Here is a 19,439-nt window from a genome sequence, read left to right as displayed (position 1 = left end):
ACACGTGCGACGCGCCCTGGTGACCAACGACGACGGGATCGACTCCCCCGGCCTGCACGCGCTGGTGGGCGCAGCCCAGAAGGCGGGCCTCGAGGTGATCGTGGCCGCGCCGGCCGAGCAGGCCAGCGGTGCGAGCGCGGCGCTGACGGCGGTGCGCCGCGACGGCCGCACGGTTGTCGAACCGCGCGAGCTGGCCGGTTTCGACGGCGTCGAGGCATGGGCGGTGCACGCCCAGCCCGGGCACATCGTCGCCGCAGCGCTCAACGGCTGGTTCGACCCGCGCCCGGAGCTGGTGCTGTCCGGAATCAACCACGGCGCCAACGTCGGCCGGGCCATCCTGCACTCCGGCACCGTCGGCGCGGCGCTCACCGCGAAGATCAGCGACACCCGCGCGCTGGCGGTGTCGCTTGACGTCGCGCTGCACCCCACCGGTGAGCGGCACTGGGACACCGCCGCCGGTCTGCTGGCACCGGTGCTCGACCTGTTGCTCGACACGCCCGACGGCACCGTGCTTTCGCTGAACGTCCCCGATCGACCCGCGGACCAGGTCGGCGCGATCCGTCACGCGCGCCTGGCTCGCGGCGGCGCGGTGCAGACCCGCGTCGAAGAGGTCCGCAGCGGTGACGTGCGCCTGGCCGAGGTCGAGGTGAACGACAAGCCGGAGGAGGACACCGACAGCGCGCTGCTGGACGCTGGGCACCCGACGCTCACCCTGCTGCGCTCCGTCGAGGCCGACGACGGAGACCTCGTGCGGAGTTGGCTGGCGTCGCGACCCTAGGAGCCCGGCTTGAGCGCGGCGTCGAAGAACGCCAACTCCAGCCGCATCGCCCGCCCGTAGGCCACGCGCGCGGCGTCGACGTCATCGGCGTGCTGATCGAGCAGCCGCTCCAGCAGCGCCGCCACCTCCTCGAAGCCGGGATCGGCGTAGGTCTGCACCCATTCCGCGTACGGTCCGGCGGTGCCGGCGTCCAGCGAACGCCCGACGTGTGCGTAGAGCCGCATGCACGGCGTCATCGCCGCGCACACCACGCCGATGTCGCTGGTGGCCGCGGTGGCCAGGAGGAACTCGGTGTAGGCCAACGTCGCCGGGGCCGGGTCGACACCGGCCATCTCGATACCCCACGACGCCGCATAGGACGCGTGCAACCCGAGTTCTTCACGCACGCCGGCGAGCAGATCGGCGAACGTCAGCAGCGTGGCCGTGTCAGAACTGCGTGCGAGTGCCAAACCATAAGCGCGGGCGAAGGATTCGAGGAAGAACGCGTCCTGGGCGATGTAGCCGGCGAACAGGTTGCGGTCCAACGAGCCGTCCCCGATCCCGCGCACGAACGGGTTGGCCAGCACCTCGGCCACCACGTCGTCGTTCTCCGTCCACAATTGAGCTGCCAACATGCCACGGACTCTAGCCCGGTGGCGCCAGCGGTGGGTCAGGCCGTGATCCGCATTTCGGCGCCGGGATGCGAACTGAGCGTCACGACGACCGTGCCTTCGCCGGTTTCGAGCGTGGTGTTGGCGTAGCCGATGAAGCCGTAGTGCCCGTCGATCGTGGAGACCGCGGTGATGTCACGGCTGCCCGAAGCGCCGGTGTCGAGGTTCGTCCACGCGGCGGTCACGGTGAGCGCGCACGAACCGTCGTAGACGCCGGCGTCGTAGTGGATCGCGACGCGCACACCGTTCTCCACGCGGTCGCCGACCTGCACCGGCGTCACCTGGGCGTCGGCGCTGACGGCGCCGCCGCACGTCGGCGAGGCCACCACCGGGACCTCACCCAGCTGAGCGAACGGCTCATCGGCATGGGCCCTCGCCGCCGACGGCCAGCAGGCGGTCAGCGCGACGGCGAGCGCGCAAAGGGCGCGCAACAGGGTCATACCCGGTTATCGCCGCCCGTCGGCCCGGTGTTTCAGGCGTGTCCGCTGCCGGGGTGATAGCGCTTGACCCGGCGCAAGGTGTTGCGGTCGGTGTGGTGCATCTCCCCGCCGATCGCGGCCAGCCGCAACACCAGATCCGAGGTGTAGCTGAACGTGTCGGCGTCGATGATCGTGAAGCTGCTGGTAAAGCCCGTGATCTCGGCGCGGTCGAGCAGATAGCGGTTCTGCAGGACTCCGTAGCAGGGGTCACCGGGTGTGGCGTTGAAATGCAGCGTGCGGTCGCCGACGGCGGCGTCGCCGCCGGCCAGGATCGCGATGCCACGGCCGAAGACCACATTGCGAATGACCTGACCGTTGGCCTTGTCCCAGAGCAGGAAACCGATCTCGTCGTGGAAGGGGTCCATCGCCTCTTCCCCGTGGCGCCAGGCCGTCATCGAGTAGTTGAGGCCCCACAGCACCTGCTGGCCGTTCTCCTGCAGCGGGATGGGCTTGAAGACCGCCCGCTCGAAATACGTTGTCTCGCCGGTCTCGTCGTCTTGGTTGTGGTAGCTCAGGTCGACACCGACGTCGCCCTCCCACTCGCCGACCAGCGGGGTCAAAGGTCCGAGCTTCTGCGGACCCCGGACGGCGGTGCGTTCGAGTGTTTGCGCGTTGGTCATCTGCGATGCTCCATTCAATTGACGGTTTCCGTTGAAACAGTTCGGCATTCCGGGCAGAGGCCCCAGAAGGTGACCTCGGCCTCGTCGATGCAGAAGTTCTGGTCGTCGCTGGCCTGCAGACAAGGTGCTTCACCTGTCGCACAGGCGACGTCGACGATCGTCGCGCAGCTTCGGCACACCAGGTGATGATGGTTGTCGCCGGTCTCGACCTCGAAGAGGGTGCGCGAACCCGCCGGTTCCACGCGACGCAATATCCCGACCTTGGTCAGGGCATGCACGACGTCGTAGATCGCCTGGGTCGACACCTTGCCCAGCCGCTGTCTCACCCCGGTGGTGATCGTCTCGACGTCGGCGTGCGGGTGGTTCGCCAGTTCGGCGAGCACTGCCAGGCGCGGCCGGGTCACTCGGAGGCCGGCGGCGCGCAGTTTGTCCGCGGCGCTTCGCATCTGATCCTCGATTCTGGAGTTCGTCAAGATTAACCCGTGGTCTTGTCTTGCGCAAGGCAAGTCTTGCGCGTGGCAAGATTCGGCGTGATACGGGTGCTTCTGTGTCAGTACGGGATCCGCGGATCCTCGGGCGCGTCCAGCACCTCGTGCAGCCGCTCCAGCGCGGCGATGCACTGCGCGCGCTCGTCGGGGCTGAGGCGATCCAGGGCCTTCTTGAGCTCCCGACGCCGCCGCGTTTCCACCTTCTTGACCAGCCGTCGGCCGGCGTCGGTGAGGGCGAGCACGACCGCGCTGCGGTTGGCCGCGTCGGGACGGCGCACCAGATGCCCTGACGCGTCGAGCCGATCGACCAACCGGGTGACCGAGGAACCCCCGACCCCGAGGACCTGAGCACATTTGGTGGCGCTGGCCTCACCGAGGTCGTCGAGCACCCGCAGGAGCCGAAACTGCGGCAGAGAGACTTCGAGGTCCTCGACACTGCGCAGCGCCACCCCGACGAGATCGCTGGTGGCAAGCTGAATAGCTGCTAGCTCACGCGCCGTCGAATCCGTCGACTTCTTGCTCGCCACCTGGCGAGTATCGCACGCCACGATCGCCTAAAACGCGGCGTGCTCAACGAGTCCCGCTGTCGGCACCTTCAGCCTCGCCCTCGACCCGTAGATCGATCTGCTCGCTGAGATAGCGGACGATGACCGCCAGCATCGCGGTCGTCGGCACGGCGAGGAATGCGCCGACGATCCCGAACAAGGCGCCCCCGGCGGTCACCGCGAGCAGGATCACCGCCGCGTGCAACTTCATGACACGGCTCTGCAGAAATGGCTGCAGCACATTGCCTTCGATCTGCTGGACCGCGATGATGACGGCGAGCACGAGCAACGCATTGACAAAGCCGTTGGCTACCAAGGCAATCAGCACCGCTAACGCCCCGGCCACGAACGCACCGACAAACGGCACGAACGCCCCGACGAAGGTCAGCACCGCAAGCGCCGGGGCCAACGGGACACCGAGGATCAGAAGTCCGGCGCCGATGAACACCGCATCGATCAACGCCACTCCCGCCTGCGCACGAATGAACCCGCCGAGGTTGTCCCACATCCGGGTGAGCACCGCGTCGAGGTGGCGTCCCGCGCGTTGACCGGTGAGCCCGGCCAGCCAGGGCACGAACTTGCGACCGTCCTTGAGGACGAAGAACGACAACACGATCGTCAGGACCAGTGTCACCACCACGCTGCCGACCGTGCTGACACCGCTGACGACCCCCGTCGCGATCGCGGAGGACGACTCCCGCATCGCGTTCACCAGCGAGCCGGCGAAGCGGTCCAGCTGTTCCTGCTGCAGGTTGATCGGCGGGCCGGAGACCCAGTCCTGCAGCCTGTCGATGCCCGCGGTCGCCTGGTCGACCAGTGCGGGCATCTGGTCCAGCAGCGGGGGAACGATCAGCGCGATCAGACCCGTCGCGATCGCCAGGAACAGCAGCAGCGTGGTCAGCGACGCGGCCGCCGGGGGCATGCCGACGCGGTCCATCAGCAGGCGCGCCGGCGGCCACAGCACAGTACAGACCACGACGGCCAGCAGGACCGGCAGGAAGATCACCCACAGCTTCGCCGCCACCCAACCGAGTACGAACGCGCCGGCGGCGATCGCCACGATGACCACCGACCACTTCGCCGTCCACAACGCACCGCTCGCGAGCAGGCTCCCGCGATCCGGCTTGGGGGCGGAGTGATCGGAGCTGGGTTCACTCACCCGCGTCACTTACCCCGACGCCTCGTATCGAAAACCGCTGCCTAGACCGTGAAGCCGCCGTCGACGTTCCAATTGGCGCCGGTCACGTAGCCGGATTCCGGGCCCGCCAGGAAGCTCACGATGGCGGCGACGTCGCGGACATGCCCGTAGCGGCCGAGCGGCATCAACGTCTTGGCGCCCTCGGACAAGTCGCTGCCGTTGTCGGATTCGCGTCGGTGTCGATGGGGCCGGGCTGCACGTTGTTGACGGTGATGCCGCGCGCGGCGTCGCCGAAGCGGCCATGCACGGCGCCGCCGACACCGTCAGCGCCGAACCGCGCGGGTGCCTGACGGTCGACGGCGGCCCCGGGCTTGCCGAGATGCGCGACGCCACCGTGCATAGGATCGCCGAGCGGTTCGACGAGGCTGTCGCCGACGGCGAACTGTCCGGCGTGGACACCACGGTGTTGGCCCGCTGGGTCGCCGCGGTGTGTCAGGGCATCGCCGTGCAGGCGCGAAGCGGGGCCAGCCGCGCAGACCTGCACGCGCTGGCCGACCGCGCGTTGGCGGGCTGGCCCGGCTAGTTTGGGACGTTGGCCTTAAGCGACGCCAGCGCGTCGGTGCTGAGCCGGGCCAGCTCCTGGGCTTCGGCGACGTCGAAGGCGGCGTCGAACAGTTCGGTCATCCGCCGGTTGGTCAGGCTTTCGACCTCGGTGTAGCGGTCCTTCTTGTCCGCGCCGTCGGCATACGGTTCGGGCCAGCCGAACATCGCGGCGTACTGGGCGCCCTTGTTGAGCATGTGCGCCTCGATCGGGGCGATGCCGGAGATGGTGAGCGCGTTGAAGTGCACCCCGGCCCGCAGCTCCCGCAACACGAACATCACCTGCAGCGTCCGCGCTGGGGCGTCGTCGGCCAGGGGCATTGCGCGCCATCCGGCATACAGCGGCAGCCCGGCGGTCGGCGTCGCGGCGATCAGCCTCTCCCCCAGTTCGGCGATGCGGTCCAGACCCGTCGCGCCGGTGAGGTACCTGCGCGCGAACCCGGCGGCCTGCTCCCAATACCGGTGCGCTGCACCGGCAGCGCCGTGAACGGCGCGGCCCTCGTCCCACAGTGCCGCCAGACCGGTGGGTTCGAACACCGCGAACACGGCTGCGACCGTCGCGCCGTCGGCCTCGCCCAGCACGCCGCCGCGGCCGGCGACGTAGCCGGCCAACGGGTTCTCGTAGCCGGCAGCCGCGCTTTCGCCGAACGTCTCCGGATGCAACATGAAGACCGCGACCGCTTGCTCCATCGCGGTTCCGGTCTCGGCGGCGGCGTCAAACATGTCGGTCGTGCCCATGTTTCCTCTTTCGTCATCGCGGGTGGCCCGATGGACGAGACTAGCCGCCCGACGCCTCAGGGCCCGCAGAATGCAAGCGCCATCACCGGGGCGGCGAGGGTGGCGAGGACGAATATCGACACCGCCACCTCCTGTGGTCGGTGCGACCGGTTGTGCGCCTGCGTGAGTCGAACCACGCGGTCCACGACCGCGGTGCCTGCGGCGGCCAACGCCCCTTCGGGGACGCGGTGGCGGGTGCTCAACGCGACCAGGCTGGCGATCAGCGGCGCGCGGCCGTGTGTGCGGCTGGCGACATCGTCAGCACACATCTCAAGCAGGGGCGGCACCGCCTGTGCTGCGGTGCGCATCAGCGGCAACCTCGGCAGCGCCGCGGCGAGGGCGTTCAACAGCGCGATCACGTGGTGGTGGTAGCCGCGCAGGTGCGCGCGCTCATGCGCGAGCACTGCGGCCAGCCCGCCCGGGTTCAGCAGGTCCAGCGCTGCGGTGCTGACGACGATCGCGCTTCGCCGTCCGCCCGAAACGCAGTACGCAACCGGCTGCTGCGCGCTGACGGCGACCACGCCGGCGTGGTCGGTCGGGCGGCCGATGATCCGCACCGCTTCGGCATGGTCGCGGTTGCGGCGGCGCGTTCTGGCCAGCGCCACGATCACACGGCGCGCGGTCTCGACGGCCACCCCCGCGGTGAGCGCGAGGAGGCCGACGACCAACATCGTCGCGAGCGCCGGTGGCAGCAACACCGCGCCGGTGATGCCTAGTGTCTCGACGCAGAAGGTCACCGCGGCGTTGGCGAGCAGGCTCGTCGCGGCGCTGACGACCAGAATCGCCAGGGCCGACACCCAGGCGACCGACGCTGTGGCGATCGTCGCCAGCCAGGCAACGACCGACAAGCGGGGATGCAATCCACTCATGCGGGGGCTGGTGAGCAGCGCCGGTGCCAGCCAACTCAAGACCACTGCATAGGCGATCAGGAAGGTGACCGCATTCATCAGGACTCGCCTTCCACCGCGCGCTGGAGCACCTGTCGCAGCTTCGCGGATTCGTCGTCGGCCATCTGTTCCAGGAAGAAGTTGAGGATGAGCTCGCCGTCACCGCCGGATTCGAACACGGTGCGCATCAGCTTCGCGGAGTGCTCTTCACGGCTCATGATCGGCACGTACTGGTAGGCCAGGCCGATCTTCTCCCGTGACAGCCAGCCCTTGCGAAACAGGTTGTCCATGGTGGACATCACGGTGGTGTAGGCGATCTGCCGCCGGGTGGCCAGCTCGTCGTGCACGCTGCGCACCGTGGACGGCTCCGACCTGGACCACAGCACGTCCATCACGACGGCTTCCAGGTCACCGAATCCTCTGATTGCCACGTCTAACACCACCCGTACCGTTGTGCCGTCATGCCGTCCCGCTGCGGCTCGTGGGGCCGGCCGCGCCCAACCTACTTAGCGCGATAGTAGCTCCGTCACCCAACGGATGCGCCTTCCCGCTGCCGCTGACCGGAACCGATGCGCACCTGGGCACGGCGGCGCCAGAGCCGATAGCCGCGCCAGGCGATGAGTGCCAGGACGACGCCGAGGACGACGACCGGATCGCCGGCGGTGGCCGACACTCGACTCAGCCATGCTTGCAGGTCGTATGTCGCGTCGACGGTCAGCACACCGCCGAGATTGGCTGTGCCGTCGGTGAAGATGAACACCGCGCCGATCGCGATCAGGATGAGCCCGGCGACAAGCGATGTGGTGTGCGTCTGTACCGGACCCACCCGCACCGGGCGGCCCCGCAGCGCGGTGCGCTCGGCCAAGCCGAAACGGTCCCACAACCAGGCGAGCAGCAACAGCGGTGCGGCCATGCCCAGGGCGTAAACCCCCATCAGCGCCGAACCGTAGACCGGGTCGGCGCCCATCGCCGACATCGTGAGCACCGCGCCCAACAGGGGACCGGCGCAGAAACCGGCCAGCGCGTAGACCGCTCCGAGCGCGAGCACCGACAACGTGCTGGAAATCTTGATCCGGTCCGCCAACCCCTGTATGCCGGGCACTTGAAACCCTTTGCCCAGCAACGTCATCAGGCCGAAGCCGGCCAGGACCAGGCCGCCGATCAGCGTGACTTCGCTCCGGTAGCGGGTGACCGCACTGCCCGCGAACCCCAGACCGGCGCCCATCGGCATCAACACCAGACACAGCCCGATCCAGAAGACGAAGGTGCGGCGCATCAGCAGGTGCACCCGGTCGAACGCGTAGGCGAAGAACGACGGTAGGAGCAGCGCCGAACACGGGCTGAGCAGCGAAGCCAACCCGCCGAGAAACGCGCCGAGGAAACCGATGCCGCTCATCAGTTGTGCAACGCTTCGGTGATTTCGCGCACGAACTCGTCGGTGGGTTGGGCGCCGAGCAACGGGGCGTCGTTGATCAGGAACGCCGGAGTACTGGGGACGCCGATGCGGTTACCTTGCGCCAAGTCGGCGTTGATGGCGTCGTCGAACTCGGTTCCGCGCAGGCCGGCGACGAATCGGTCGATATCGGCGACGCCGGCCTGCTCGGCGAAGCCGATCAGCGCCTGCTCGCTCAGGTCCGCTTTCCTTCGGTCCGGTGCGGCCGAGTACACCGCGTCGTTGAACTCCCAGAACTTCCCTTGTTCGGCGGCTGCCCGCCCAGCCCGAGCCGCCCGTTTCGACTCTTCGCCGAAGATCGGGAAGTCGCGCCACTCGACGCGAAGTGTGCCGTTCTCGACAAAGCGCTCCACGAGTTCGGGTTGGGTGTCGCGGCTGAACTTGGCACAGAACGGGCAGCGATAGTCGGAGAACATCACCATCGCGACGGGGGCATCGGGATCCCCGATGGCGAACGGGTCCCCGTCCTGCCTGCGCTCCACCGACGCGACGCCGAATTGGGCGGCGGGTTCATCAGGGCTGGCGGCGATCGAGGTCGGGGCCGGCCCCGCGCCCGACCCGTCGAACTCGGTGTCGGCACCCATCACCAGATACAGGATCAGCGCCACCGCGACGACGACCAGACCACCGAGAAACATGAGGTCCTTGCCGACGTTGTCTCGCCGCGAACCGCTCACCGTCCACCTCCGTGCTAGCGTTCTACGTATCTACTGCGTAGGTACGTAGGGACTTTCTAGCACACCTACCGCAGCAATGCGATTGGGAGAGGGAGGCCGCAAGTGGGGATCGGTTCGCACCAGAAGCGGGTGCAGTGGTCAGCGGGCGTGGCGCTGGTCATCACCCTCGTCGTCGCGATCGGTTGGCTGCAGATCCGTTCGGGTTCAGGAGAAGCCAACACCGCTGACATACCGACGCCGCCGCGGTCGGTGCCCGCGTCCGTCACGATCTCGCCCCCGCCGCAGGCAACCGGGATCAATCCCTTGAGCGACGTACGGGTCAGCGCCGGCACCGGAACGCTCACCGGCGTCACGCTTGTCGACGACACCGGCGAGGCGGTGCCGGCTTCGGCGGACTCGGATAGCCGCACCTGGGCCGCCGCCGCACCGCTCGAGTACGGCCGTACCTACACCGTGACCGTGTCGAGTTCCGGCCCCACCGGAATACCTGCCACCCAAACCTCGACGTTCACGACGCTGACCCCACAGGAGCAGACGCGGGTCAGCTTCACCACGACCTCGGGAGCCGCGTTGGCCGACGGCGGCACTTACGGTGTCGGCACCGTCGTCGTGGCGCGCTTCGACGAGTCGGTCCCCGATCGCGCCGCCGCCGAGGAGCGCTTGTCGGTGACTACCGTGCCCGCTGTCGAGGGCTCGTGGTACTGGATGGATGACCGACGCGCGCACTGGCGTCCGAAGGACTACCACCGCCCCGGCACCGAAATAACCGCACGCGCAGACATTTTCGGCGCACATCTGGGCGACGGGCTCTACGGCGAGCAGAACAGCCATGCCTCGTTCCGCATCGGGGACGCTCGCGTGTCGATCGCCGACGACGCGACCAAGCAGATCAGCGTGTACGAGAACGGTGAACTGGTGCGGACGATTCCCACTTCCATGGGCATGGGCGGCTCGGAGACCATCGGCGGCAAGAAGATCTCCTTCTGGACGCAGCCCGGGGTGTACACGGTGATGGGCAAGGCTGAGTCGGTCGTGATGGACTCTTCGACGTACGGGCTGCCGGTCGACTCGGCGCAGGGCTACCGCACAACGGTCAACTACGCCGTCCGCCTCACCAGCAGCGGGATCTACGTCCACGAGCTGGAGAGCACCGTCTGGGCCCAAGGGAGCACCAACGTGTCGCACGGGTGCTTGAACGTCAACGCCGATCATGCCCGTTGGTTCTACGAGTTCTCCCGTCCTGGCGATGTTTTCGAGGTACACAACACCGAGGGGGACCCGTTGCCGATCTGGCAGAACGGGGACTGGAGCGTGTCGTGGGACGAATGGTTGGCTGGCAGTGCGCTGCGGAGCTAAGTCGTGATCGAGCCCAGGAAGGCCGCTGGATGCATGTGACGAAGAGGCACGCCCAAGGGGTGCTGGCCGGTGTGGTCGCCGTCGTGGTGATCGCTATGCCCACCGACATCATCGACACGCCCCTGTTCAGCCGAGACGTGCCCGTGCGGTGGTGGGAATATCCGGTGCTGATCACAACCGGTGCGCTCACGGCGGCGTGGTTCGCGATCGGAGGCGCGCGGCGCAACACCGGGTCGATGGCCTCTGGGCTCGCGTTGGTGACGTTCGCCGTGGGATGCCCGGTCTGCAACAAGCTCGTCTTGCTCGCCGTCGGCGCGTCCGGCGCGCTCAGCCTATGGGCGCCCCTGCAACCGGTGCTGGCCGGGTTGTCGTTGGCGTTGCTGGTGGTTCTGGTAGCGCTGCGGTGGCGACGCCGGCCCTGTGGGTCCGCAGTCGTATGCTCCGGAACCCCTACGCTACAAGGGGTTCCGGAGCCTGACGGTGTCAGCCCACCAGCAGTGCGTCGATCTGGTTGATCGCCTGCCTCGAGCCCTCTTCGACACCCATCTCGAGCACCTTCTGCAGGCCTTCGGCCGACTCGTAGCGGCTGACGTAGGTGACCCTGGTGGTCCCGTTGTCGATCGGCTCGAACGTGTAGACGCTGTGCGCGACGGGCATGTCGCCCGCCGGTTTGAGGTCGTCGTCGGCGAAGCCGTCTTCGAAACTGAAGCTGCGCGGCTCGTCGACGGTGGTGACCTTCCAATAACCGCCGTACTTCTCGCCTTCGGGCCCGGTCATGTAGTACGTGACCGTGCCGCCCGGGGTCAATGAATGCTCGACCACCGTTGCCGGATAACCGGGCGGACCCCAGATCTTCTCGAGCTGACGCGGGTCGGCGTAGATCCGCCAGATCCGCTCGACGGGCGCCGCGAACTCCGCGGTGATCGTCAGGGTGAGGTCGTCGATGTTCTTGCTGATGTTGGTGACAGGCATGGTTATTCCTCGTTGAGTAGTTCGTCGATGCGAGCGATGCGGCCACGCCAGACGTCTTCGAGCTCGGTGAGCATCGAGGCGACTGAACGCACCGCCTCCACCTCGCCGCTCGCCAGCTGCTCTCGCCCCTGACGACGCTTGGAGATCAGGCCTGCCTTCTCCAGCACGGCGACGTGCTTTTGCACTGCGGCGAAGCTCATGTCGTACTTCTCCGCGAGTGCAGTGACCGAATGTTCCCCGGCCAGCACCCGGCGCAGAATGTCTCGCCGAGTCCGGTCGGCCAGGGCGTGGAAGAACGCGTCCGCCCGTTCCTCGTCCTGATCGGTCACGTGCTCAATATACAACCGATTGGTTGTACGTTGTCAACCGGTGTTCGCCGCTTTCAGCGGCGTGCGACAAGATGGGATCGTGAATCCGCTGGAGGAGTTGGCCGTCGAGCAGCTGCGCCGGCGGACCAGCATGAAGTGGCGGGTGCATCCTGCAGATGTGTTGCCCCTGTGGGTCGCGGAGATGGACGTACCCCTTGCCGAACCTATCGCCGACGCGCTGAATACGGCAATCGCCTTGGGGGACACCGGATATCCGAGCGGAGCGCGCGCCTACGCCGAGGCCCTGTCCGCGTTTGCGCAACGTCGTTGGGGCTGGGACGGGCTGGCGGTGCAGCGCACCGCGCTCGTTCCGGATGTGATGCTGGGCATCGTCGAGGTCCTCAAGCTGATCACCGAACCCGGCGACGTCGTGGTCGTCAATGCGCCCGTCTATCCGCCGTTCTACGCCTTCGTCACGCACGCGGACCGCCGCGTCGTCGAGGCGCGCCTCGGCATGGACGGCCGCATCGACCTGGAGGCGTTGGATACGGCGTTCGGCACGGCCGCGACGATGGGCGATCGGGTGGCCTACCTGTTGTGCAGCCCCCACAACCCGACCGGCGCCGTGCACTCTGTCGATGAACTCACCCGCATCGCGACGCTCTGCCGCGACCACCGGGTACGGGTCGTCTCCGATGAGATCCATGCGCCGTTGGTGTTGCGGGGGGCGGACTTTACGCCGTACCTGAGCGTCGCGGGCGCCGAGGACGCCTTCGCTGTCACGTCGGCGTCCAAGGCGTGGAACCTCGCCGGGCTGAAGGCGGCGCTGGTGGTTGCCGGCCCCGAAGCGGCAGCAGACCTCGACCGGCTGCCCGAGGAAGTCAGCCACGGCCCCAGCCACCTCGGCGTGATGGCACACACCGTGGCGTTCAACGAGGGCGAGGTGTGGCTCGATGCGGTGCTGGCCGGATTGTCGGCGAACCGCGACCTGTTGGGGCACCTGCTCGCCGAACGCCTGCCTCTCGTCGGCTACACCCCGCCGCAAGGCACGTACTTGGCCTGGCTCGATTGCCGCCGCCTCGATCTGGACGAGCCCGGTGGCGGCGACGGCCCCGGCGTCGTCTCCGAACTGGCGGGCCCGGCGCGGGCGTTTCTCGACCAGGCGCGGGTGGCGCTCAGTTCCGGGCATGTCTTCGGGTCCGGCGGCGCGGGTCACGTGCGGTTGAACTTCGCCACCTCACAGACGATTCTCACCGAGGCCGTCACCCGGATGGGCACGCTCAGCCGGTGAAGCCCTCGCCCTTTGTCGACTGGTCGTGGCTGGTGTAGGTCAGCGGGATCTGCCGAGCCTTGGCGATCTTCTCCAGCATCGCGATCCGCTCGCGCGCGGCCGCGCCGGTCTTCTTTCGCCGCTCGCGAATCGGGTTGGACCACGGCAGCTTGTCGGCCACCATCGCGATGCGGACGTTGAGTCTGGCGATCTCCTTGAAGATCCGGATTCGGCGCTCATAGTTGTAGCCCAGCGGCTCGAAGAAGCTGCCTGCCACCATCGCCTCGATCTGCTGGTACCCGAACACCGCGCCCGCCGGGACGAGCGCGAGCGTTGCGGTCAGCTGGTTGGCGTGCCGCGCCACCAACTTCTTGACCACGCCGGGAAGCGCGTCGGTCAGGGTCGTCAGGTGCGCGGGACCGGCGATCGCGTCGACGAGTTCGGCGCGCCACGGCGACGGGTTGCCGCCCCTGGCCAGCACGTAGTTCAACGACCTGATCAGCTCCAGACCGGTCGGGGAGTAGAGCCGCTCGGGCGCGCCCCACAGCCGCCCCGAGTACGACGAGTACTCGGCGAGGTCCTCGAGTTCCTGGTGGGTCAGCTTGCGTCCGAACGCGTGGTCGACCAGCCGTCCGAGCAGCATCCCGCTGCCGAACCCGAGCAGTGACGTCACGGGTATGGGCTCGCCGAACTTGAGGTAGACGTCGTCGCCCCATTTCCGGCGCAAGCCGCGGCTGGCCAGCCCGTGCATCAACCGCACCCGGATCACATCCTGGAAGGCGTCCGAGTGCCGGTCGAAGATGTCGGGCAGCGTGAACTCCGCGAAGACGCGCGCGGTTTCGATGAAGCGCCGCGGGCCGTCGTCGGCGAAGCGACCGGTGGCACCGGTGGATGCCGAGATATCGCCGGTCATCGCCGTCTCGTAGAACGCCCACCCCTGGATGATCATGGTGGCCGTCTTGGTGGCCGACATCGCCAGCATGCGGCCGCGTTCGGCGGCCTCGAGGTCGAACTGGCTCGGCAGCTGCTCCAGATGCTCGAAGAACTCGACGAACTCCCTGGGCGGATCCTCGAGAGAGTCGATGCCCTGAGTCAGCGCCTGTTCGTAGAGGGCGCGGCCCTTTTCGTAGCCGAGGCGCTCGAACGCGTCGACCACGCCGATGATGTACTCGTCGCCCTGCCAGAAGTAGTCGTCGCGTAGCCGCGTCAGCTCGTTGGGTTCGACCTCTTTGTCGATGTCGATCCACTGGCCGAACATGAACTCGCGCATCTGTTGCCACTGGGCGGCGAAGTGGTCACGGCCGGGCGGGATGGGCCGCAACGGCCGGTCCGGATGATCCCGCCGATTGAATTCGACGTCGTCGAGCTGGATCTTGGGACGCTCACCAGTCACCGTCATTGCAGCAAAGCTCGCTTTCGGAAATAAAGGACACTGATCTGGACGTTATCGCACGGGCCACCTGATGTGAATGGTGGTTCCGCACTCGCTCCGTCGCGGGCGGCGCGGGCAGCGCAGAATTGTCGGTGCCAGCGTCTACGATTCCTGCGGCCCCTGTCGCAAGCAAGAAATAAGGACCAGCAGTGAGTTACACCGCCGCCGACATCACCGAGCTTGATGATGTCCAGCACACCCGCCTGCGGCCGGCGGTGAACCTGGGGCTCGACGTACTCAACACCGCGTTGCGCGAGCTCATCGACAACGCCATCGAAGAGGTCGCCGAGCCCGGCCACGGCGGTTCCACCGTGACGATCACCCTGCACGCCGACGGGTCGGTCAGCGTCGCCGACGACGGCCGCGGCCTGCCGGTCGACACCGATCCGACGACGAAGAAAAACGGCATCGTCAAGACGCTGGGGACCGCGCGCGCCGGCGGGAAGTTCTCTGCGCACACCGACGCGGCCAGCACCGGCGCCGGGTTGAACGGCATCGGGGCCGCCGCAGCGGTATTCATATCTGCCCGCACCGACGTCACCGTGCGCCGCGCCGGCAAGACCTATCTGCAGAGCTTCGGCCGCGGCTACCCCGGGACCTTTGAAGGCAAAGAGTTCGACCCCGAGGCGCCGTTCACGCGCAACGACACCCAGAAGTTGCGCGGCGCCGGTAACCGCAAGCCGAACCTGCACGGCACCACGGTGCGGATCCTGTTCGACCCGGCCGTCGTCGCCGATTCCACCATCGACATCGGCGAGGTGCTGCTGCGCGCGCACGCCGCGGCCCGGATGTCGCCGGGTGTGCACCTGGTCGTCACCGACGAGGGCTGGCCCGGGGACGAGATTCCGCAGGCGCTGCTCGAACCGTTCGACGGTCCATGGGGTACCGACACCCTGCTGGACCTGATGTGCACGGCGGCCGACGCGCCGGCGCCCGAGGTCCGCGCGGTCGTGGAGGGCCACGGCGAGTACACCACCGGTCGTGGTCCGACTCCGTTCCGTTGGTCGTTGACCGCGGGCCCGGCCGAACCGGCGACGGTGGCCGCCTTCTGCAACACGGTGCGCACCCCCGGCGGCGGCTCGCACCTGACGGCCGCCGTGAAGGGTCTCTCCGAGGCGCTGGCCGACCGGGCGTCGCGGATGCGGGACCTGGGCCTGGCCAAGGGTGAGAACGGCCCGGAGCCACAGGATTTCGCGGCGGTCACCGCGCTTGCCGTGGACACCCGCGCGCCCGATGTCGGCTGGGACTCGCAGGCCAAGACCGCGGTCTCGTCGCGGTCGCTGAACGTCGCGATGGCCCCTGATGTCGCGCGCAGCGTCACCGTCTGGGCGGCCAACCCCGCCAACGGCGACACCGTGACGTTGTGGACCAAGCTGGCGCTGGAGGCCGCCCGCGCGCGGCGCAGCGCGGAAGGGGCCAAGGCGCGGTCGCGCGCCGCCTCGAAGGCCAAAGGGCTGGGGACGAACCTGTCGCTGCCGCCGAAACTGTTGCCGAGCCGCGAAACCGGCCGCGGATCGGGCGCCGAACTGTTTCTGTGCGAGGGTGACTCGGCGCTGGGCACCATCAAAGCCGCGCGCGACGCCACCTTCCAGGCGGCGTTTCCGCTGAAAGGCAAACCGCCCAACGTCTATGGGTTCGCCCTGTCCAAGGCGCGGGGCAAAGACGAGTTCGACGCGATCGAACGCATCCTCGGCTGCGGCGTGCGCGACAGCTGCGACCCCGAACTGTGCCGCTATGACCGGATCCTGTTCGCCTCCGACGCCGACCCCGACGGCGGCAACATCAACTCCAGCCTGATCTCGATGTTCCTCGATTTCTACCGGCCCCTGGTCGAGGCCGGGATGGTGTACGTGACGCTGCCGCCGTTGTTCGTCGTCAAGGACGGCCAGCAGCGGATCTACTGCCAAGACGAATCCGAGCGCGACGCCGCGGTGGCCAAGCTGAAGGAGACGTCGAAGCGCAAGGTGGAGGTGCAGCGCAACAAGGGGCTTGGCGAGATGGATGCCGATGACTTCTGGAACACCGTGCTGGATCCGCAGCGGCGCACCGTGATTCGGGTCCACCCCGACGACGGTGAAAACAAGCTGCACCACACGTTGTTCGGCGGGCCGCCCGAGGGCCGGCGCACGTGGATGGCCGAGATCGCCGCCCGCGTCGACACCAATTCCCTCGACCTCGACTAAGACATAGGCAGATACCGTGACCGCCACCCTGGAAATCCCCGAACAGAACCCGGACCTGGTTCACGACCAGAGCGCCGACGACTACTGGAACCTCTACCAGCTGACCTTCGCGCTCTACAGCGTCAGCGACCGCGCGATCCCGTCGGCCTACGACGGCCTGAAGCCGGGTCAGCGCCGTCTGCTCTACCAGATGCACGAGTCGAAACTGCAGCCCGGTAACAAGCCGCAGAAGTCGTCGAAGATCTGCTCCGCGGTCACAGGCAACCTGCACCCGCACGGCGGCACCTCGATGTACGGCGCGGCGGCGCTGATGGCCGCCGATTTCCAGCGCGTGAAAGTCATTGACGGACAAGGCGCTTTCCCGCGTATCCAGGGCGATATCCCGGCCGCCGACCGCTACACCGAGATGCGGTTATCCGCAGCCGGTGCGGCGTTGACCGCCGAACTCGACAGCCACGCCGTCCCGATGACATCGACCTTTGACGGTGAATGGATCGAGCCGACCGTGCTGCCGGCCCAGTGGCCGGTGCTGCTGTGCAACGGCGCGGTCGGCATCGCCGAGGGGTGGGCCACCAAGGTGCCTGCCCACAACCCGCGCGAGATCATGGCCGCCTGCCGCGCGCTGCTGAAGACCCCGAACATGACCGACGACCGTCTGGTGAAGTTGATTCCGGGCCCGGACTGGGGTTCTGGGGCGTCGGTGGTCGGCACCGCGGGGCTACGCGAGTACATCACCACCGGACGCGGCCATTTCACCGTGCGTGGCACGGTGACCGTCGAGGGCAAGAACTGCATCATCACCGAGCTGCCACCCGGCGTCGCGAGTAACACCGTGCAGGAACGTATCCGGGCGCTGGTCGACTCCGGTGAGCTGTCCGGTGTGGCCGACATGTCGGATCTGACCGACCGCCGCAACGGGCTGCGGATCGTCGTCACCGCCAAACGAGGCCACGACGCCGAGAAGATCCGCGAGCAGCTGCTGGCCCTCACCCCGCTGGAGTCGACGTTCGCCGCCAGCCTCGTCGCGCTCGACGAGAACCGGGTGCCGCGGTGGTGGTCGGTGCGCGAGCTGATCGCCGCGTTCCTGTCGCTGCGCGATTCGGTGGTGCTGCACCGCAGCGAGTACCGGCTGGAGAAGGTGACCGCGCGGCGTCATCTGGTGGCCGGCCTGATGACCATCCACCTCGACATCGACGCCGCGGTGGCGGTGATCCGGGGGTCCGAGACCGTCGACGAAGCCCGTCAGGGTCTGCAGGCCCGGTTCAAGATCGACGCCGTGCAGGCCGATTATGTGCTGGCACTGCAGCTGCGCCGGCTGACCAAGCTCGACGTCATCGAACTGCGGGCCGAGGCCGAGCGGCTCGATGCCGAGTTCGTCGATCTCACTGAGCTGGTGTCGAATCCGGATGCGCGGCGCAAGGTGATCGACAAGGAGTTGGTCGAGACCGCGAAGCTGTTCAAGGGCCCCGAGTTCGACCGGCGCACCGTGTTGGATTTCGACGCCGCACCCGTCACCGCCAATGGCGGCGACGACGGACCCCGTGAGCGCAAGGTCAACACGGCTTGGCGGCTCGACGAACGAGGCGTGTTCTCCGACAGCCACGGTGAGTTGCTCACCTCCGGGCTGGGATGGGCGGTCTGGGCCGACGGTCGGGTGAAGTTCACCACCGGCGCAGGCTTGCCATACAAGATCCGCGACATCCCGGTCGCACCGGACATCACCGGCCTGGTGGGCTCGGGTGTGCTGCCCGACGGCTACCACCTGGCGTTGGTGACGCGGCGCGGCAAGATCCTGCGCATCGACCCGGCGGCGGTGAACCCGCAGGGCGTGGCAGGCAACGGCGTGGCCGGCGTGAAGCTCGCGGGTGACGGCGACGAGGTGATCGCCGGGCTGCCGCTGTCGTGCGGCAACGACGAGGCCATCTTTTCGACGTCCGAAAAAGGCTGGAAGGTAACGGAAGTGCCGGACATTCCGGTCAAGGGCCGTGGCGGTGCTGGGGTCGGGTTCCATCCGTTCGTGCGCGGCGAGAACGCGCTGGTGTCGGCGACGGTCTCGGCTAACGGGTTCGTGCGGGGCAAGCGGCGGGTCCCCGCCGAGAAGCGTGCGAAGGCGTCTATCAAGGGCTCGGGTTCGAATGTGACCCCGGCCGAATAGCCACGACTCACTTCGCTTTGCGCGTGCTTCCCGCGTTGTTTCGCGCGGCCGTGGCTCGGCAGACCAACGCGACCAGGGAGTCGATCTCGTCGGGTGTGAGCGCTCGTCCGTCGAAGAGGGAGACCGTCACGGCCGGTGCCAGCATCATGTGCAGCACGACCGCGGGATCCACGTCAGCGCTCACCTCGCCGCGATCGATACCCCGCTCGACCATCGTGACCCATTGCGTGAGGTCGTTTCGGAACCAGCCCATCATCGCGTCGTTCAACGACGGATACCGCCCCGAGATCACCGTGGCCATGATGGCGCGCTCCACGGGATCGGCTGCGAGCGAGGCGAGTTCAGTGATCAGGTACCGGACGTCGCTCTCCCACGCCCCGGTGTCGGGCGCGTCGGTGCGATGGCGGGCGTGGAACACGAGGGCGTCGTCCAGCAGTGCGGCCGAGGTGGGCCACCACCGGTAAATCGTTCCTTTGTTCACCCCCGACCGTGCCGCCACCTCCGCGATCGGAAGCTCCAGCTTGCCCTCGTTCAACAGCTCTAGGCATGCGCGCATCACCGATTCGCGCACCCGCTCGCTGCGTCCGCCGGGGCGGACCCGTTGCCTAACTGAGCTCACGGTCCTTGATCCCCTACAGCTCGGGCCGACGCTGAGGAGCACGCCAGCTCTT

Annotated in this window: 22 protein-coding genes and 1 pseudogene; 7 read left to right on the top strand and 16 right to left on the bottom strand. The window is 67.8% G+C overall.

Features of this window, described 5'->3' with window-relative positions; genetic code table 11:
- Positions 1-4 precede the first annotated feature (4 nt).
- Complete coding sequence (gene surE / locus ABQE93_RS04770; RefSeq protein WP_448406115.1) at positions 5-778, top strand: 5'/3'-nucleotidase SurE; 774 nt, start codon at positions 5-7, stop codon at positions 776-778.
- Here the strand turns inward: surE and ABQE93_RS04765 are convergent.
- The 7 genes from ABQE93_RS04765 to ABQE93_RS04735 all read right to left on the bottom strand — a co-directional run bounded on the left by ABQE93_RS04765 (position 775) and on the right by ABQE93_RS04735 (position 4,907).
- The gene (locus ABQE93_RS04765; protein WP_448406114.1) at positions 775-1,392 is read right to left on the bottom strand and encodes a TenA family protein; all 618 of its coding nucleotides are present in this window, start codon (positions 1,390-1,392) and stop codon (positions 775-777) included. The genes surE and ABQE93_RS04765 overlap by 4 nt on opposite strands.
- Positions 1,393-1,427: 35 nt before the next feature.
- Positions 1,428-1,868, bottom strand: coding sequence for a hypothetical protein (locus tag ABQE93_RS04760; RefSeq protein ID WP_448406113.1), 441 nt, complete (start codon positions 1,866-1,868; stop codon positions 1,428-1,430).
- A 32-nt stretch (positions 1,869-1,900) separates the two neighbouring features.
- Positions 1,901-2,527, bottom strand: coding sequence for a heme-binding beta-barrel domain-containing protein (locus ABQE93_RS04755; RefSeq protein ID WP_448406112.1), 627 nt, complete (start codon positions 2,525-2,527; stop codon positions 1,901-1,903).
- Positions 2,528-2,541: 14 nt separating this feature from the next.
- Positions 2,542-2,973: a Fur family transcriptional regulator gene (locus tag ABQE93_RS04750; protein ID WP_448406527.1), complete on the bottom strand. Its 432-nt coding sequence runs from the start codon at positions 2,971-2,973 to the stop codon at positions 2,542-2,544.
- Positions 2,974-3,077: 104 nt separating this feature from the next.
- Positions 3,078-3,542 (bottom strand): MarR family winged helix-turn-helix transcriptional regulator, encoded by a 465-nt coding sequence (locus ABQE93_RS04745; RefSeq protein ID WP_448406111.1) that lies wholly within the window; start codon positions 3,540-3,542, stop codon positions 3,078-3,080.
- Positions 3,543-3,585: 43 nt separating this feature from the next.
- Positions 3,586-4,728: an AI-2E family transporter gene (locus tag ABQE93_RS04740; protein WP_448406110.1), complete on the bottom strand. Its 1,143-nt coding sequence runs from the start codon at positions 4,726-4,728 to the stop codon at positions 3,586-3,588.
- Positions 4,729-4,760: 32 nt separating this feature from the next.
- Positions 4,761-4,907, bottom strand: coding sequence for an SDR family oxidoreductase (locus tag ABQE93_RS04735; protein ID WP_448406109.1), 147 nt, complete (start codon positions 4,905-4,907; stop codon positions 4,761-4,763).
- Positions 4,908-4,975: 68 nt separating this feature from the next.
- On the opposite strand from ABQE93_RS04735, the pseudogene ABQE93_RS04730 reads away from it, so the two are divergent.
- Positions 4,976-5,281 (top strand): annotated as a pseudogene (locus ABQE93_RS04730) (TetR/AcrR family transcriptional regulator); the annotation flags it as partial.
- Here ABQE93_RS04730 and ABQE93_RS04725 read toward each other — a convergent pair.
- The 5 genes from ABQE93_RS04725 to ABQE93_RS04705 form a co-directional block, all read right to left on the bottom strand.
- Positions 5,278-6,036, bottom strand: coding sequence for an SCO6745 family protein (locus ABQE93_RS04725; RefSeq protein ID WP_448406108.1), 759 nt, complete (start codon positions 6,034-6,036; stop codon positions 5,278-5,280). The pseudogene ABQE93_RS04730 and the gene ABQE93_RS04725 overlap by 4 nt on opposite strands.
- Before the next feature lie 56 nt (positions 6,037-6,092).
- Positions 6,093-7,022, bottom strand: coding sequence for a M56 family metallopeptidase (locus ABQE93_RS04720; protein ID WP_448406107.1), 930 nt, complete (start codon positions 7,020-7,022; stop codon positions 6,093-6,095).
- On the bottom strand, positions 7,022-7,393 hold the full coding sequence (locus tag ABQE93_RS04715; RefSeq protein ID WP_448406106.1) for a BlaI/MecI/CopY family transcriptional regulator: 372 nt from the start codon (positions 7,391-7,393) through the stop codon (positions 7,022-7,024). The genes ABQE93_RS04720 and ABQE93_RS04715 overlap by 1 nt, the downstream gene beginning before the upstream one ends.
- 95 nt (positions 7,394-7,488) lie before the next feature.
- A complete protein-coding gene (locus ABQE93_RS04710) occupies positions 7,489-8,358 on the bottom strand; it encodes a cytochrome c biogenesis CcdA family protein (protein ID WP_448406105.1) in 870 nt (289 codons plus the stop codon).
- Entirely contained in the window at positions 8,358-9,053 is a 696-nt protein-coding gene (locus ABQE93_RS04705; RefSeq protein ID WP_448406526.1) for a DsbA family protein, read from the bottom strand. The genes ABQE93_RS04710 and ABQE93_RS04705 overlap by 1 nt, the downstream gene beginning before the upstream one ends.
- Before the next feature lie 141 nt (positions 9,054-9,194).
- Here ABQE93_RS04705 and ABQE93_RS04700 point away from each other — a divergent pair, with 141 nt between their 5' ends.
- A complete protein-coding gene (locus ABQE93_RS04700) occupies positions 9,195-10,448 on the top strand; it encodes a L,D-transpeptidase (protein ID WP_448406104.1) in 1,254 nt (417 codons plus the stop codon).
- A gap of 29 nt (positions 10,449-10,477) precedes the next feature.
- On the top strand, positions 10,478-10,963 hold the full coding sequence (locus ABQE93_RS04695) for a hypothetical protein (protein WP_448406103.1): 486 nt from the start codon (positions 10,478-10,480) through the stop codon (positions 10,961-10,963).
- On the opposite strand, the gene ABQE93_RS04690 is transcribed toward ABQE93_RS04695, so the two are convergent.
- Both ABQE93_RS04690 and ABQE93_RS04685 read right to left on the bottom strand, forming a co-directional pair.
- On the bottom strand, positions 10,932-11,420 hold the full coding sequence (locus ABQE93_RS04690; RefSeq protein WP_448406102.1) for an SRPBCC family protein: 489 nt from the start codon (positions 11,418-11,420) through the stop codon (positions 10,932-10,934). The two genes, ABQE93_RS04695 and ABQE93_RS04690, sit on opposite strands and share 32 nt — an antisense overlap.
- Positions 11,421-11,422: 2 nt before the next feature.
- Positions 11,423-11,749 carry an ArsR/SmtB family transcription factor gene (locus ABQE93_RS04685; RefSeq protein ID WP_448406101.1) on the bottom strand — a complete coding sequence of 109 codons (327 nt, stop codon included), beginning with the start codon at positions 11,747-11,749 and terminating at the stop codon, positions 11,423-11,425.
- Between the two features lie 130 nt (positions 11,750-11,879).
- Between ABQE93_RS04685 and ABQE93_RS04680 the strand changes: the two genes are divergently transcribed.
- Positions 11,880-13,019 (top strand): MalY/PatB family protein, encoded by a 1,140-nt coding sequence (locus ABQE93_RS04680; protein ID WP_448406525.1) that lies wholly within the window; start codon positions 11,880-11,882, stop codon positions 13,017-13,019.
- Here ABQE93_RS04680 and ABQE93_RS04675 read toward each other — a convergent pair.
- Positions 13,009-14,397 (bottom strand): oxygenase MpaB family protein, encoded by a 1,389-nt coding sequence (locus tag ABQE93_RS04675; RefSeq protein ID WP_448406100.1) that lies wholly within the window; start codon positions 14,395-14,397, stop codon positions 13,009-13,011. The genes ABQE93_RS04680 and ABQE93_RS04675 overlap by 11 nt on opposite strands.
- A gap of 182 nt (positions 14,398-14,579) precedes the next feature.
- Here ABQE93_RS04675 and ABQE93_RS04670 point away from each other — a divergent pair, with 182 nt between their 5' ends.
- Positions 14,580-16,613, top strand: a complete 2,034-nt coding sequence (locus ABQE93_RS04670) for a toprim domain-containing protein (RefSeq protein ID WP_448406099.1) — start codon at positions 14,580-14,582, stop codon at positions 16,611-16,613.
- Between the two features lie 16 nt (positions 16,614-16,629).
- Positions 16,630-18,768 (top strand): DNA gyrase subunit A, encoded by a 2,139-nt coding sequence (locus ABQE93_RS04665; RefSeq protein WP_448406098.1) that lies wholly within the window; start codon positions 16,630-16,632, stop codon positions 18,766-18,768.
- Positions 18,769-18,775: 7 nt separating this feature from the next.
- Here ABQE93_RS04665 and ABQE93_RS04660 read toward each other — a convergent pair whose 3' ends face one another.
- Positions 18,776-19,387: a TetR/AcrR family transcriptional regulator gene (locus tag ABQE93_RS04660; RefSeq protein ID WP_448406097.1), complete on the bottom strand. Its 612-nt coding sequence runs from the start codon at positions 19,385-19,387 to the stop codon at positions 18,776-18,778.
- Positions 19,388-19,439 lie beyond the last annotated feature (52 nt).

Source organism: Mycolicibacterium sp. XJ662 (genome assembly GCF_053484035.1).
This window is presented reverse-complemented; position numbering and strand designations above follow the sequence as displayed.